Annotated in this window: 12 protein-coding genes, 1 pseudogene and 1 other annotated feature (1 of these 14 cut by a window edge); of the genes and pseudogenes, 8 read left to right on the plus strand and 5 right to left on the minus strand. The window is 64.2% G+C overall.

The window, feature by feature from the left end; all coding sequences use genetic code 11:
* Positions 1 to 29: a sequence feature (sul1 is cis-regulatory element that is thought to sense ions involved in sulfur or methionine metabolism; They are found in Alphaproteobacteria), on the minus strand (it extends 27 nt beyond the left edge of the window).
* Between the two features lie 342 nt (positions 30 to 371).
* From ACZ1A1_RS04065 to ACZ1A1_RS04075, 3 genes are all read left to right on the plus strand, one after another.
* Positions 372 to 2,141, plus strand: a complete 1,770-nt coding sequence (locus ACZ1A1_RS04065; RefSeq protein ID WP_463618876.1) for an ATP-binding protein — start codon at positions 372 to 374, stop codon at positions 2,139 to 2,141.
* Position 2,142: 1 nt separating this feature from the next.
* Entirely contained in the window at positions 2,143 to 2,787 is a 645-nt protein-coding gene (locus ACZ1A1_RS04070) for a response regulator (RefSeq protein ID WP_463618878.1), read from the plus strand.
* 368 nt (positions 2,788 to 3,155) lie between these two features.
* Entirely contained in the window at positions 3,156 to 5,498 is a 2,343-nt protein-coding gene (locus tag ACZ1A1_RS04075) for a putative bifunctional diguanylate cyclase/phosphodiesterase (protein ID WP_463618879.1), read from the plus strand.
* A 138-nt stretch (positions 5,499 to 5,636) separates the two neighbouring features.
* Here ACZ1A1_RS04075 and ACZ1A1_RS04080 read toward each other — a convergent pair.
* Both ACZ1A1_RS04080 and ACZ1A1_RS04085 read right to left on the minus strand, forming a co-directional pair.
* Positions 5,637 to 5,900 (minus strand): annotated as a pseudogene (locus ACZ1A1_RS04080) (class I SAM-dependent methyltransferase); the annotation flags it as partial.
* A 501-nt stretch (positions 5,901 to 6,401) separates the two neighbouring features.
* Positions 6,402 to 7,901 carry a DHA2 family efflux MFS transporter permease subunit gene (locus ACZ1A1_RS04085; protein WP_463618880.1) on the minus strand — a complete coding sequence of 500 codons (1,500 nt, stop codon included), beginning with the start codon at positions 7,899 to 7,901 and terminating at the stop codon, positions 6,402 to 6,404.
* Positions 7,902 to 8,035: 134 nt separating this feature from the next.
* Between ACZ1A1_RS04085 and ACZ1A1_RS04090 the strand changes: the two genes are divergently transcribed.
* Positions 8,036 to 8,665 (plus strand): TetR/AcrR family transcriptional regulator, encoded by a 630-nt coding sequence (locus ACZ1A1_RS04090; protein ID WP_463618881.1) that lies wholly within the window; start codon positions 8,036 to 8,038, stop codon positions 8,663 to 8,665.
* A gap of 219 nt (positions 8,666 to 8,884) precedes the next feature.
* Here the strand turns inward: ACZ1A1_RS04090 and ACZ1A1_RS04095 are convergent, their stop codons facing one another.
* Positions 8,885 to 9,322 (minus strand): helix-turn-helix domain-containing protein, encoded by a 438-nt coding sequence (locus ACZ1A1_RS04095; RefSeq protein ID WP_463618882.1) that lies wholly within the window; start codon positions 9,320 to 9,322, stop codon positions 8,885 to 8,887.
* Positions 9,323 to 9,391: 69 nt separating this feature from the next.
* Between ACZ1A1_RS04095 and ACZ1A1_RS04100 the strand changes: the two genes are divergently transcribed.
* Positions 9,392 to 10,612 carry an MFS transporter gene (locus tag ACZ1A1_RS04100; RefSeq protein ID WP_463618883.1) on the plus strand — a complete coding sequence of 407 codons (1,221 nt, stop codon included), beginning with the start codon at positions 9,392 to 9,394 and terminating at the stop codon, positions 10,610 to 10,612.
* Positions 10,613 to 10,743: 131 nt separating this feature from the next.
* On the opposite strand, the gene ACZ1A1_RS04105 is transcribed toward ACZ1A1_RS04100, so the two are convergent.
* A complete protein-coding gene (locus ACZ1A1_RS04105) occupies positions 10,744 to 11,235 on the minus strand; it encodes an energy transducer TonB (RefSeq protein WP_463618884.1) in 492 nt (163 codons plus the stop codon).
* A 266-nt stretch (positions 11,236 to 11,501) separates the two neighbouring features.
* Positions 11,502 to 12,272 carry an SDR family oxidoreductase gene (locus tag ACZ1A1_RS04110; RefSeq protein ID WP_463618885.1) on the minus strand — a complete coding sequence of 257 codons (771 nt, stop codon included), beginning with the start codon at positions 12,270 to 12,272 and terminating at the stop codon, positions 11,502 to 11,504.
* 108 nt (positions 12,273 to 12,380) lie between these two features.
* On the opposite strand from ACZ1A1_RS04110, the gene ACZ1A1_RS04115 reads away from it, so the two are divergent.
* From ACZ1A1_RS04115 to ACZ1A1_RS04125, 3 genes are read left to right on the plus strand one after another with little or no spacing between them, the layout of a single operon-like run.
* Positions 12,381 to 13,505 carry a mandelate racemase/muconate lactonizing enzyme family protein gene (locus tag ACZ1A1_RS04115; RefSeq protein ID WP_463618886.1) on the plus strand — a complete coding sequence of 375 codons (1,125 nt, stop codon included), beginning with the start codon at positions 12,381 to 12,383 and terminating at the stop codon, positions 13,503 to 13,505.
* The gene (locus tag ACZ1A1_RS04120; RefSeq protein WP_463618887.1) at positions 13,502 to 14,287 is read left to right on the plus strand and encodes an acetoacetate decarboxylase family protein; all 786 of its coding nucleotides are present in this window, start codon (positions 13,502 to 13,504) and stop codon (positions 14,285 to 14,287) included. Before ACZ1A1_RS04115 ends, ACZ1A1_RS04120 begins: the two co-directional genes overlap by 4 nt.
* Positions 14,284 to 15,243 carry a C-terminal binding protein gene (locus ACZ1A1_RS04125; protein ID WP_463618888.1) on the plus strand — a complete coding sequence of 320 codons (960 nt, stop codon included), beginning with the start codon at positions 14,284 to 14,286 and terminating at the stop codon, positions 15,241 to 15,243. Before ACZ1A1_RS04120 ends, ACZ1A1_RS04125 begins: the two co-directional genes overlap by 4 nt.
* Positions 15,244 to 15,283: the final 40 nt, after the last annotated feature.

The raw sequence follows: 15,283 nt of genomic DNA on the forward strand, positions 1-15,283 counted from the left end.
GAGCCACCCGGAGTTTCACCGGGTCCGGGGTGAATGAAGCCGTTATAGAAAATGTAGCGCGCCGGTCAACGGCGATTTCGGACAAGATGCGGCTGGACGGCTGGAGGAGGGAAAATGAAGCGGAAACCCGGCTGCGGCGAAGACGATGCCGGCAAGCGGTATGTTGAGGCGGGCGCCAGCGGCAGAACCTGCGAGGATCCGCGCCTGCGCCATGCCGCCGCAGGGCTGGCGTGCACAGTATGCGCACCTGTCCGTTTATGCGCGATGGTATAGCTGTGCGATCCGGAACGAAGCGGTCCGGCAAAGCTCACGCTATGTTTCATCCCAGCAATTGCCGCGCAATAGCGTGACATCGAAGACGTGATTCAAAGATGCTGGGAGGCAAGAACTGGAAAACTAGAATAACCAACATGCTCTTACGGTTCACATGGATTTCAAGGCTATTCGGGCTGTCCGCGCGGCGAATATTGCAATCCTGGCCCGCTCTGGTGCTCGGATTGTGTATTGCGCTTCTCCTCTCCTACGAACTTTGGCGTAGCCATGGCGAAGCGGTGAGTGCTGCGGAGGACAACGCATCCAACCTGGTTCACCTCATTTCGGAGCAGGTGGCGAGAACGCTTCAGTCGGTCGACGTGAACCTTCAGGATATCGCAACGGAGCTGGAGAGAAATCCGGCGATTGGCGACAATGACGTCATGTTCCGTGCCAACCTTCATCGAAGGCTATCGGATATGCCTTTCGTTCGCGCGATCTTCGTCATCAACCGTGACGGCTACATTATTCACGATACCGATTTTCCCTCCACGCCGCATGTCAGCCTGGCGGACCGGGAATATTTCAAGGTCCATCAGACGGATAGGTCCCTCGGGCTCCACATTGGCAAGCCTTTGAAGAGCCGTTCTCGCGGGGTCTGGTTCATCAGCATGAGCCGGCGCATCGAAAGTGCGGATGGCCGGTTCATAGGTATCGTCGTCGCGGCGGTGGAGCCGCTTTATTTCGAAAGCTTCTACCGGCAGCTTTCCGTCGGTGCGGGAACGACCGTGCTGTTCCTGGACAACGGCACCTTGCTTGCGCGCTCGCCGGCGGTGGAACAGGCGATGGGCCGGTCGTTCGCAGACAGCGAACCGTTTCGCAGCCTTCTCGCCGTCCGCAATCCCGGCGTCGGCTGGAACAGGAGCCCCATTGACGGTGTGCCTCGCATCCTCGGCTATCAGCGGCTGGAGAGAGTGCCGATTGTCGTGCTTGTGACGCTCGACGAAGACTATGTCATGCGGCCGTGGCGTGCCCACGCTCTCGTGGTGTCGATTGGAGCCGCCATTCTGCTCGCCCTGCTCGTCCTTCTCGAATGGCTGGCCCGCCGCGGCCGCCGGCGCGAGGAGGCTGCGCGCCTGCGCCTTGAGAAGACCCGGAGGCTGGAAGCGCTTGGGCGCTTTGCCGGCGGCATCGCCCATGATTGCGGGAACCTCATGAGGATCATCCGCTCGGCCACGGTCGTCCTGCGTCCAATCGTCGATGACAGGAGGGAGGCAGTGCGGCTTCTGGCCGAGATCGACACGACGCTCGATGCGGGGAGGACGCTCGTCAACCGCCTGCTGACATATGCACGAAATCCCGACCTTCATCTTGAGCACGCCGACGTGTGCGATCTCGTCAGGGAGGTCCTGCCGATCGCCCGGCAGGCTGCGGGGCCTGGCGTGGAAATCAGGACGGTTCTTTCTGAGGAGAACAACCCGTGCCGTGTCGACAGGGCGCAATTCCAGGCCGCCATCATCAATCTGGTGCTGAACGCCCGCGATGCCATGCCCTATGGTGGCAGGATTACCATAGGGGTCGGCGCGGTGAAGGAGAGCGGGAAACCGGACGAGGCCGGCTGGGTGGAAATCAGCGTCGAGGACGAGGGCACCGGCATGACGGATGAAGTGCAGCGTCAGGCCTTCGACCCGTTCTTCACGACGAGAGAGGACCAGGAAGGGCACGGGATGGGCCTCAGCCAGGTGCAGGAATTCGTGCAGCAGAGCGCAGGACGGATGGACATCGCCAGCCAGCCCGGTCAAGGGACGAAGGTTTGCATTCGCCTGCCGCTGCAATCTCGTTTAGAAATCATGCCGAAGCTGGATGAAGGCATGACCCGTGACGGATGACATGGACATCGCCGAGCGGCGGGATTTGCGGGTGCTCGTCGTAGACGACCACCCGCTCATTCGAACCGGAATCAAGGCAATGTTGTCGCAGCGCCCAAGCCTGAGCGTCTGCGCGGAGGCCGAGACGGGGCAGGATGCGCTCCGGCTCGCACATACATTGAGGCCCGATCTCGTCATTCTCGATTACGCCCTGCCGGTGCTCAACGGTCTCGAAGTGACCCGCCAGCTCTGCCGGGACCTGCCGGGCATCGGCGTCCTCATCTACACGATGCATACCGACGAGAGGGTCCTCGCCGCAGCCGTGCAGGCGGGGGCACGCGGATACGTGCTGAAAACCGAAGAGGATGCAGCGCTCCTTGCCGCCATCGACGCCATCGTCGCGGGCAGAAGCCATGTCTCGGCGGCGCTCGGCCGGCCGCCGCTCGGGGCGCGGCCGAAGAACGAACTGCACATGCTGACCCCGAGGGAGATCGAAGTCATTCGCCTGGTGGCGACGGGCGCAACGAACCGCGCCATTGCCGACAGGTTGAATGTCAGCATCAAGACCGTCGATACACATCGAACATCGGCGATGCGCAAGCTCGATCTCCATACCGCCATCGACATGACGATCTTCGCGATCCGAAGCGGAATAATCAACCTGTAGGCGATGCCGACCGATCGGAGATAAGCCTTGAATTGAAAATGCCGCGTTGATTCTGCGCAATCCCTCGCGCCCTGCCGGCTGGCCGGGAGGATTTGCGTAAAATAAGCGCAAATTTTCATGAGAAAGCACCTCCAACTTCAGGCAAGCATTCGAAAGCATAAAGAAAGCATCGCTACTTTAGCCTGACCGAACAGATAGGACATTATCGCTCCGGCATGAAGGCGGGTTCGGTCAACCGAGCTTTTAGAACACCAAGCTGCTGGAGCCGCCTTCATGCATCCGCGCCTCTATTCCCCGCTCCTTTCCCTGGGTCTTGAGACAGGCCCACTGGTCGCCTTCCCGACGTTCAGGCGGAAGGGAGAGCGTCAGTGAAGCAGGCGGTAATTGTCATCCGTGCATTCATGTCGGTTCCGAAGGGCAATCCGGAACTGCTCAAAGCGCAATATCGCGCGTTTTCGCGGCAGTTGCCGCTGATGTATTTCATTCTCCTGTCGAGCACGTGGGCCGCCGCCGCGACATATATGGCGATCGCCCCGTTCTGGCTGACGACAGGGATTCCGGCCCTGCTCACGCTCGTTTGCGTTGTTCGCGTCCTGCACTGGCGCAAGTCCCGCCACGTCGATCCGACGCCGGAAGAGGCTTTGCGTGCCCTGAGAAAGGTGAATTATCTTGCCTGCGGCATTGCCGTCGCCTTCACCGCCTGGTCCTTCCTCCTTTTTCCCTATGGCGATGCCTATGCCCGTTCGCATCTGGCATTCTACATGGCCATCACGGTGATCTCCTGCATCTTCAGCCTGATGCACCTTCGTTCGGCCGCCCTGATCGTGGCCCTGATCGTCAATGGCGCCTTCATCGCTTTCTTCGCTGCCACCGGGCAACCGACCTTCATCGCCACGTCGATCAACATTGCCCTCGTCTCGATCGGCATGCTGGTGGTCCTCAACATCAACTATCACACCTTCGCGCGCATGGTGAACACGCAGACCGAGGCGCGCCGGAAACAGGAGGAGCAGAGCCGTCTTTTACGCATGATCGACAATATGCCGGTCGCCGTCATGACCATCGATCCGGACAGCCTCGCCATCACCTATGTCAACGAAACCTCGAAGAACCTGATCCGCAGCGTCGAACATCTGATGCCGATCAAGGCTGACGATCTGATCGGCTCATCGATCGACGTCTTCCACAAGAACCCGGAGCATCAGCGCCGCATTCTCTCCGATCCCGCCAACCTGCCGTTCCACGGGCGCATGAATCTCGGCCCGGAAGTGCTGGACGTGAAGGTGGCGGCCATCATGGCCGACGATGGCAGCTATCTCGGACCGATGCTCACATGGGCGCTCGTCACCCAGGAGGTGGAAGCGGAAAGGCGCATTCATCAGCTCGCCCACTACGACACGCTGACCGGCCTTGCAAACCGCGTCACGTTCGGGGAGCGAATGGAGACCACCATCGCCGCGCCCGGCGATGGTCCGGGTCTTCTGTTTATCGATCTCGATGGCTTCAAGCTCGTCAACGATACGCGGGGACATCGCGTCGGCGACGAGCTTCTGCGGCAGGTCGCCGAACGGCTGCACGCCACCTGTGACGATCCGGCCATGACGATCGGGCGGCTTGGCGGCGACGAATTCGCCGTGCTCGTGCCCCATGGCCGGATACGCGCGCTGGAACAGCTCTCCACCAGCATCATCGAGACCGTGTCGGCACCCTACGCTCTCGAGCACAGCCGGAACATCCAGATCGGCGCGTCGATCGGCATTGCGATTGCCCCGAGCCACGGCAATACCGGCGAGTCCCTGCTCGCCCGCGCCGACATGGCGCTTTATGCCGCCAAGGCCGCCGGGAAGGGAACATGGCGCGTCTTCTCGGAAGACATGGAAAGCAGGATTCAGGAGCGCATGCGCCTTCAGGCGAAATTGCGCGACAGCTTGCAGACCCGGGAAGGGCTGTTCGTCTTCTATCAGCCGATCATCGATGTCCACACGAAGAAGGTCACGGCGCGCGAGGCCCTGATCCGCTGGCACCATCCGGAGCGCGGCTGGATTTCACCGGCCGAGTTCATACCCGTTGCCGAACAGAGCGGCCTGATCGACCAGATCGGCGATTTCGTTCTGGACACCGCTTGCCGCGACGCGGCGGAATGGGAGGACGGCGCGCGCGTGGCGGTCAATGTCTCGGCTGCCCAGCTCGGCAAGGGAACGATCGCGAACACTGTCCTGGACGCGCTGACGCGCGCCGGTCTGTCGCCAGAACGGCTGGAAGTCGAAGTGACCGAAACCGCCATGCTGCACGATGAACATGGCGGGATCGGTGACCTGCGTCGCCTGCGCGACATGGGCGTGCGCGTGGCGCTGGACGACTTCGGAACCGGTTATTCCTCCCTCACGCACCTGCGCGCCTTTCCCTTCGACAAGATCAAGATCGACGGCTCGTTCGTCCGCGATGCGATCCAGCGGCCGGAATCGGCCGCCGTGGTCGGCGCGATTGCCGATCTCGGCAAGCGTCTCGGCGTGACGACCGTGGCGGAGGGCGTCGAGACGGAAGCGCACCTGCACCGCGTTCTCGAAGAAGGCTGCGACGAGGTCCAGGGCTTCTTCTACGGACGGCCGGAGCCGAGCCGGAAGGATGAGGAGCTGATCAGGTCCCTGAACCAGACCACGACCGACCTCGCCCCCCTCTACGTTCCATCGCGCTGCAACGGGACGAAATGAAATCGCCTTGCAACCTCGGCGTCGAGCCCGTTCGCCGCAAGCTGGCGCACGGCCTTCGTCCGCGGCAGGATCGATCAGCGCGAGCCTTGCGTCAGGGCGCAACCGGCGGTGGATGCCCGGGAGGAAGGCGCCCTTGCCGCCGTCGTCGGCGATGAAGTGCAACATCATCGAGACTATGCAGGCGTCGTGGTCCGGCCTGTCGTCCAGCGCGTCGACCGTCGCGGTCTCAAGACGGACGCGGCCGGAAAGACAGGTATCGTCGATGCGCCGGCGCGCGGCGGCGATTATGCCAGGCGAAAGATCGACGCCGGTGATGCAGGCGCCCAGCAAGGCCCTGGCAATGGCGAGGATTTTGCTGCCCGTGCCACATCCGGCAACGAGGATGGTCGATGGCGCCGGCATGGTTGCGGCCAGCACGGCGGCAGCGAGGTCTGCGCCAGCAGGTAGCCGGGCACCGTGCGGAGGATCCGCGTGTCATAGTCTTGGGCGGCGGGAGGTAAGTTTTATCCTTGCAAGACTTGAGGGCTGGAAATTGCCGAACGAGGGAGCGTCGAACCTGTCTTGGCGTGCGGCGGCCGGTATCGACAAACGGCCGAAGTGCTTGCGTTAGGCGATGTGGAATTTCCACCTATGTGCCCGACGTTCGAAGGCGGAGCACGGGCCGCCTTGCTGTGCGACTTCCGTCAAGTCCGTTCCAGTAAGTGCCTTGCATCGGCACAGCGAGAAGGCGATCGTTGACCTCGTCCGGATTCCCGCCGGATCGAGATTGTCGAAGAGATCGGGATGCAGCCACTTTCAGACGATGCGTGGCGGGGTATCGTTGAAGCCGCGCCGTGCCAAGCGCGAGGATTTCACTGGCCCGCCGTGAGTATCCTCGGCATGACGTTCACTTGGGGCAGGAGGTCAGCGTTTTCGTCCGGCTGAGCGAGAAACGAAGACCACCAGCGTCAGCGCGGCGACAAGACCGAGAATGCCCGCTACGCCCGCCGCGACTGCGAAGCCTTGCGAATAAGCCTCTTGCAGCATGATACGGAAAGCATCCAGTGCGATGCTCATGCCCGCGGGCATTTCGTGGCGCTGGATCGCTACCGCGGCGAGGACAGGGGCATCGCCGCTGCCCAGCGTTGCGAGTGCGTCCTCCAGCGAGGCCACAGCCCTTCCGCTCATGATCGTGCCGAGCAGCGCGATGCCGATGGTCATGCCGCCTTGGCGTAGCGCGTTCATCGTCGCCGATGCTGCGCCGGTCCGTTCGCGCGGCGCGCTTTCCATGGCCGCCGCGCCGGTGGCGGGGACGGCCAGGCCCAGGCCGATGCCGAGCAGGGCAAAGGTCGGCGCGACGATCCAGTAGGGCGTCAGCGGCGAAAATCCTGTCATCGCCAGCATTGCCGCACCGAGCAGAACGTAGCCTGCGATCATCAGCCGATGCAGCCCGAAGCGCCGGGTCAGCCTGCCGAACAGTGCGGAGCCGGCGAGCATCATGGCGAAGACCGGGGCCATGCGCCAGCCGGCTTCCGTCGCGGTCCAGCCCTGACCCTGTTGCAGGAAGAGCGAGAACAGGAACAGGCTCGTATAGCCCGAGAAGCCAAGCACGAAGGAGGCGAAATTGGCGGAGGCGAATGCCGGCTGCCGCAGCAGGTCGACGGGCAGGACCGGCCGTTCGGCGCGAAGCTCGACGAGGATGAAGAGGAAGAGAGCGAATAGCGAAGCGGCAAGAGAGAGCGTGGTCGCGCCTGCAAGCCAGCCGGCATGGCCCGCATTGATCAGTCCGAAGGTCAGTGCGCCCAGAAAGACGATGCTCAGCGCCTGGCCGGCCGGATCGAGGGCAGCATGGTCGGGATGGGCGCTCTCCTCGACGCTCCACAGGCCGAGGCAGACCGTGACGATGCCGATCGGCAGGTTGACGAGGAAGATGCTCGGCCAGCCGACATGATCGACCAGCAGGCCGCCCAGCATCGGCCCGAGGATCAGCGAGACCGCGCTGAAGGATGACCAGCCGCCGATGACATGAGCGCGCTCGCCCGGATCGGGAAAAGCCTGCGTCAGGATCGACAGCGCGCCAGGAATGACGAGCGCGCCGGCGATGCCCTGGAGGGCGCAGCCGACGATCAGCATCGCGAGCGAAGATGCGGCCGCGCAGATCATGGATCCGATCGTGAAGACGGCGACCCCGACCAGCCATGTGCGTTTGCGGCCATAGCGGTCCGCGAGCGGGCCGGCCGAGAGCATGAACGCCGACAGGCACAGCGTATAGGAGCCGACCACCCATTGCAGGCCGGAAAGGCTTGTTCCGAGATCGGCCTGGATGGCGGGCAGGGCGACGCTGACGATGCTGATCGCGAGCGTTGCCATGAAGGTTCCGAGATAGACGGCGGCGACGGCGAATGGCTTGCGGGAAGAAGGCATGATGCACCCGATCTTTTTGATTCCCGGGCATTAATGCAGATAGACCGACCGTCGGTCAATCATGTAAGTCTTTCCAGAACCGTCGTAATATGGCAACTATCGACCGAGGGTCGATTCAGGCGTGGAGATTTTTAATGGCGGTCAGGGCGAAAACCGGTGGTGCGGCGCGGGCTCGTCCGGCCCGCAAGCGCCTGATCCTTCCCGCAGAGGTCCGGGTGGACGATCTGATGTCGGCGGCCGCCGGGCTGTTCATCGATAAGGGCATCGAGGCGACGACCGTCAACGACATCGTGGAGAAGGCGGGCGTCGGGAAGGGCACCTTCTACCACTACTTCGCGGCCAAGGAGGACGTGATCCTGGCGCTGCGCGAGCGCTTCTCTCGCGATTTCACGAACGCGGTGGCGGATGCGATCGGGCAATGTCCGCCCGACGATCATCCGGCCCGCTTCGCGGCATGGCTGCGCGGAACGGTCTCTGCCTATGTCGCCAACTACAAGCTGCACGACGTCGTGTTCCACGAATTCCGACCCAGCAACCGGAACCCGAAGGACAAGGAGATCGTCATCGCGCAGCTCTCGGCATTGCTCGCCGAAGGTATCGAGGCTGGAGCATGGACGCTCCCCGACATACGCGCAGCCGCGCTCATGATCTTCGACGGCATGCACGGCGTCGTCGACGATGCCATCTACGCAGAGAAGCACGATCCGGACGCCATCTGTCGGCGTCTTTCCCCGCTTTTTGCCCGGATGCTGTCGGTTCGATAGAGTGCCCGGCAAGAGGCCGCGCCGCGAATGACCGAGACCGCCTGAGCGGGCACCGCCGCCGATCGACGGATGCGCTCGCGCGGCGCCGGGATCACCTCCATCAGGAAACACAGCGCCTTCGTCGCGAACAGCGTTGACAGGGCACCGCCAAAGGGATGCGGCAGGACGTCGTTCGCGGTCCCCATGATCTTGCGGCAAGGCCGCTGTCCGTCACCATATTTAAGGAACGACTTTTCTCGCCCCGCCTCTTCTTGCTCGCTTGCCGCCACGCTTTCCCGCGACCTCCACGAGCCGCCTGAAGGTCGGGCATTCCATATGGGATGGAGCCGGGCAGTCGGCGACGTGGCGCAATGTGTCGCGCAGCGCCATGAGCTGGCGAATCTGCCGGTCGAGATCGTCCGCCTTGTCATGCAGCAGCGCGCGCGACAGGTTCGGCGACCCGTTGCTGCCGAACATTCCGGAAATCTCCTCCAGCGAGAAGCCCGCTGCCTTTCCCATCGCCACCAGCTTGAGCTGCAACAGCACCTCGGGCGGAAATTGCCGCCGCAGTCCATGCCGGGAAACGGATGAGATCAGGCCGATCTCCTCGTAGTACCGCAATGCGGAGGGCGCTACGCCCGAGCCTGCCGAGACCTCGCCAATGTCGAGAAACTTCATGCTTGACCTCAAGTTGACTTGAATTCGTAGACTGCTCTCCAACAGCGTTTGAGGCAAGAGGGCAGGGACATGGAGCAGTCGGAATCACGCACGTCGGACAGGGCAAACAGGATGGTCACGGCGGCGCTGGCGCTCTCGATGCTGCTCGCATCCCTCGGCACCAGCATAGCCAACATCGCGCTGCCGGCGCTGACCGGGGCATTCTCTGCGTCGTTCCAGCATGTCCAATGGGTCGTCATTGCCTATCTCGCGGCGTTGACGATCTCGGTCGTCATCGCCGGCCGGCTTGGCGATGCTTATGGGCTGAGGCGTATGCAGCTCGTGGGGCTCGGCCTGTTCGCGTCGGCGGCGTTGCTCTGCGCCGTTGCGCCGAACCTCTGGTTTCTCGTGGGCGCGAGAGCGCTTCAGGGCGTCGGAGCCGCTTTCCTCATGAGCTTGACCATGGCCCTCGTGCGCGAGACGGCAAGCGAGGATCGTATCGGGCAGGCGATGGGTCTGCTCGGCACGGTATCGGCGCTCGGGACGGCACTCGGCCCTTCGCTTGGAGGCCTGCTGCTGACGATGGCGGGCTGGCAGGGGATTTTCCTGGTGCAGGTCCCGCTGGCGATGCTGGCTTTGATCCTGTCCGCCATCGCGCTGCCGCCGGATACGCCAAGGGCGATGGATCGCCCTTCGGGGTTGCTTTCGCTGGGGGCAGGAGTTTCGTTTGCCTGCCTGTTCGCCAATCTTCTCGTTGCCGCCGTCATGATGACGACGCTGGTTGTCGGCCCTTTCTATCTCGGTCTCGGACTTGGCCTGACGGAGCTGGCGGTCGGTCTGGTGATGGCGATCGGTCCGGTGACCTCGATCGTCAGCGGCATCCCATCCGGCAGGGCGGTCGATGCCTGGGGTGCGGGAAGGGTGCTCGCCGGCGGGCTGATCCTGCTCATTGCCGGAGCGCTTGTGCTGTCGTTTCTACCGCAGGCGATCGGCGTCGTCGGATACGCGTTGGGCATCGCCATCCTGGCGCCCGGCTACCAGCTCTTTCAGGCCGCCAACAACACCACAGCACTGGCGGACGTTCCCAGGGAGCGCCGGGGAAGTGTCTCGGGCCTGCTGAACCTGTCGCGAAATACCGGTCTGATCGCTGGCGCCTCCGCAATGGGAGCCGTCTTCGCCTTCGCCGCCGGGACGGACGATCTCGGTCTGGCCTCGCCCGTGGCCATCGCCAGCGGCTTGCGCGTCACCTTCCTGCTTGCGGGCGGCATGGTGACGGTCGCTCTGCTGGTCACACGCAGATCCCCGGGCTGAAATACCGCTGGAAGCATGAGGCTTCGGGCCCGTCCGATGCCAGCACACGGCGCTGCACGCCGATGATCTTGACGCTCGCACTGCAATCATCGTGACGGCGAGCGTCGTTCATGCCGGCTACGATACCTTGATCACTGCCCCTGGATTTCAGACCCGCTCGGATTTCTGAAGTCCTGGGGGTGCGAACCTGGATCAATCGGCGGTGCCATACCTTCTTCAACCGGCTGCTCCGGTTCGAGATGCAATATGATCGGTGCGACGAGCGATATGGGGTTCTTCCCCATGTCGGGGGTAAAGTCCGGGAAAGGAATATCCATCTGAGGCATTTCACTTGCGATCTTGTCGACCGCCTCGTTGCCTGACGACTCGATGATGCGGATGTTGGAAACCTGCCCGTCGGATGAGAGCTTGAAGCCCAGCTTCAGCTTGAGCTCGCCTTCGATGCCCTGCATACGCGCCTTGGACGCTACATAGGCACTTCGGCGCTGCAGTTGCGTATTCACTGCCTTGGTCCAGCTTTGCTTGTCGCTCGGTATACGTCGCGGCGATTTGCCGTCCTGAGCAAGAGCGAGCCCGGAGAGCAAAAGCGAGGTGGAGGCAATGGTTATGAGAAAATGTTTCATTGAGCATGCTCCCCTTGCGGGATTTTGGTTCTCGCCCGGTTATGGCCGTGCGCGGCGCAGACATAGGATTATATCCACGTCCGACTTTCTTCTATCAGGGCGGCGAGCCTTATCGACAGACTTCCGTCGCGTTTAAGGCATTGCCCGGATAATTGCCTTTGGCTGGCGAAGTCGTCGGCGGCGCGGAGCCAGGAATCCCATTCATCAATGCTCGACTACGAAGGAGCCCCCTACGAAATCGAGCATTGCATGAGGCACGCGTCGGATCAGGCCTTGCCCGCCAGGTCCATCTGGCGGGTGAAGAGGTCTTGGCGCACATCCAGCAGGACCTCCTCCAGCCCGTCCGAACCGGGGCCGCAAAGCCAGGCCATGCAGGAGGCGGGGACGACGGCCGGGACGAGCCTCTCCTTGGGTATCTTGCTGATCGGATTGAGGTTGGAGGACCGGATCTTGTCCTGCATGGCCGTGTCCGTCGGCGGGATGCCGAGGAAGAAGGCCTTCACGCCGTCGCCGGACAGTTCGAGCGCCATCATGCGGGTCAGCATCTGCAGGCCGGCCTTGGACGAGCAATAGGCCGTCCAGCCCTCCATCGGCGTCGTCGCCGCCCCGGTTCCCGCATTGACGATCTTTCCCCGCGACGCCCGCAGCAAGGGCAGGACCGCCAGCGTCAGCCGGTGCGCGCCGACGACATTCACCTCGAAGGCGTGGGCGAGCGCGGCGGCCGGCAGGGCGGCCAGCGGCGCGATGGTCGAGATCGTCGCCGCATTGTTGACGAGGACGTCCAGCCGGCCCGCCTCCTTCTCGACCGCCGCAAGGGCCGCATCCACCGCCGGCTGGCTGGTGACGTCGAGGGCGAGCGTCGTCACGCGCGCAGGCAGGTCCTCCACCGTATCGGCGGCATGGACGCCGGCAAAGATGCGGGCGCCCGCCGCATCGAGAAGCCGCACCAGTTCGGCGCCGATCCCCTTGCCGGCGCCGCTCACGAGGATCGACCGGCCGGAGAGATCGGGAACCGCGACGGGAGACAGATTGAACATTCCGGGTTGACCTTCGATTTATAGCGATGTTAATTGGACTGACCAATTACAAAATTAAAGCGGGCGAGGGGTGTTGTCAAACCTTCTCTCAGCGCGACGGGGTGGAGAATGACTGCAATAGCGCTGATCGAGCCGATCGCGATCGCCTATCCGGATCCGAACGATTTCGGCACGGTGCGCCGCACGGTTCTCGTGCGCGTCGAGACCACGGACGGCATCGTCGGCTGGGGCGAGAGCATCGCCATGTGGCCGGAGGCCTGCCGGGCCGTCGCCCTCATCGTCAGCGAGGGTCTTTATCCGCTCCTGAAAGGCGAGGCGGTCGATACGGCGGCCTGCTGGCAGAAGATGCGCCGGCACTGCTGGTGGTATGGCGAGGGCGGCATCGCCTCGCTGGCGATCGCCGGCATCGACATGGCGCTGTGGGACATCGCCGGCAAGATCGCGGGCAAGCCCGTCCATGAGCTTCTCGGCGGCTGCCGGCACGAGCGGCTTCCTGCCAACGCCTCCGCCCATGTCAACAAGAAGGGCGAGGCGGCCTGCGTGGCGGAGGTCGAGGGCTTCTTCGCCGCCGGCTTCCGCTCCACCAAGCTCGGCTTCGCCAAGAAGGGCGAGAGCGACATCGGCGGCGATCCCGACCGCGACGTCGGCTTCGTCCGCGCGTTGCGCGCCACCCTCGGGCCGGATGCCGGCATCCTCATCGATATCGGCAACGGCGTGCGCTGGGACGTCGAGACCGCGATCTCGGTCGGCAACCGGCTGCAGGAGCTCGGCGTCGACTGGTACGAGGAGCCGCTCTATCCGACCGACGACGACGGCTACCGCCGCCTGCGGCAGGGCACCGCGATCCGCATCGCCTCCGGCGAGCGCGAGTTCACCGAGGCCGGCTATCGCCGCCAGATGGAATTCATCGGCGCTATCGACATCTATGGCGTCGATCCCGCGCGGGTCGAGGGCATCACCGGCTTTGCGAAGGTCGATGCGCTGGCAAGCCGCTACGGCAAGAAGGTCAACGCGCATGCCTGGTCGACGGCGATCACCACCGCGGCCAGCCTGCACCTGTCCTTCGCCTCGCCCAATGTGGAGATCTTCGAGCTCAAGCCGTTCCCGGTCGTCGTGCAGGACGAGCTGGTGGCCGAGAAGATCTGGCACGCGGACGGCTGGATGCGCCCGCTGTCGGCGCCGGGGCTGGGCATCGAGGTGAGGGAAGACGTGGTGAGGGGGCTTGCGGCATGACGAACGAGACACGATACGGCGTGACGCGCCCGAGCGAGGACGACATCCGCAAGGGCGATTTCTCCACGCCGTGGGATGCGCCGATGATCCCGCCCTTCCCGTTCCGCTTCCGCAACGTGGAAGTAATGACGCTCTACTGGCGCACCGATCCCGAGGCCCTGGCCTTCCTGTTGCCGCCGCCGCTGCAGCCCACCGGCGACGTCGCCTGCGTGCACATCTACAAGATGAACGACACCGACTGGCTCGGTCCCTATTCCGAGGCGAACGTGATGTTCGGCGCCGAGCTGCCGGGCAAGGCCTCAGGCGCCTATTCGCCCTATCTGGTCCTGTCCTCGGATATCGGCGTCGCCCATGGCCGCGAGGTGCACGGCCAGCCGAAGAAGCTGGGCATGCCCTCCATAGAGATGCGCGGCGACCTCATCGTCGGCCGCGTCGAACGCAACGGCATCGACGTCCTGACCGCGACGCTGCCCTACAAGCAAAAGCCGGTCGAGGCCGCCGCCCTCAAGCCCTATTTCGATTTCGCCACCAACCTCAACCTGAAGGCCGTCAACCATATCGACGGCCGGCCGGCGATCCGCCAGCTCACCTCGCGCCGGCTTGCCGAGGTCACGGTGCACGAGGCCTGGGAAGGGCCCTGCACGGTGGAGCTGCGTGCCAACGCCCAGCTTCCCGTCTACCGCCTGCCGGTCGTCGAGCCGCTGCGCGGCTTCTACTGGCGGGCCGATTTCACGCTCGTGGCCGGCGAGATCATTCACGACTATCTGGAGAGCGCGCCATGAACGCCCGCGTCGTCGTCACGGACTACACCTTCCCGAAGCTCGACAGGGAAGAGGCCGCGGCAAGGCGGGCAGGGGCGGACTTCGCGGCCTTCCAGTGCCGCACGGCCGAGGACGTCGCCGCCGCCGTCGCCGGCGCCGACGTGGCGCTCGTGCAGTTCGCCCCGTTCGGCCCCGCTGCCGCCGCCGCGCTCAAGCCGGGCGGAACGGTGATCCGCTACGGCGTCGGCTACGACAATATCGACCTCGGCGCGGCCAGCGACCATGGCCTGCGCGTCGGCTACGTGCCCGATTACTGCGCCGACGAGGTGGCCGAGCACACCGTCAGCGCCGCGCTCGCGCTCCTGCGCAAGCTGCCCGCCCTTGATGCCTCGGTGCGGTCCGGCACGTGGGCGGCGGCGCAGACGGCGCGGCCGATGAAGCCCTTCGCGGACACGGTGTTCGGTTTCTTCGGCCTTGGCCAGATCGGCCGCGCGGTCCAGCAGCGGCTTGCCGGCCTCGGCTTCCGCTTCATCGCCTCGGACCCGATGCTTTCGGAGGCCGATGCCGCCGCCCTCGGCGTCCGGCGGGTCGACACCGCCACCTTGCTGGGCGAGGCGGACGTGCTCTGCCTCCATGCGCCCGCCACACGGGAAACGACGGGTTTCTTCAATGCCGCCAATCTCGCGGCCATGCAGCCGCATGCCATCATCGTCAACTCGGCGCGCGGGCAACTGATCGTGGAGGACGATCTGGCCGAAGCGCTCAGGGCGGGCACCATCGGCGGCGCCGCGCTCGATGTCTTCAACGTGGAACCGCTGCCGGCCGACAGCCCGCTTCGCACCGCGCCGAACGTGCTGCTGACGCCGCATGCGGCCTGGTATTCCGACGCGGCGATCGATCGCCTGCAGGGGCTGGTGGCGGAGGACGTCGCGCGGGCGCTGCGCGGCGAGGGACCCCGCAGGCCGGTCGGCCGGTAGGCCGGAGCAGAATTTCAAACCCCGATATGGGATCGCGGTT

Source organism: Shinella sp. R2-11 (assembly GCF_055330205.1).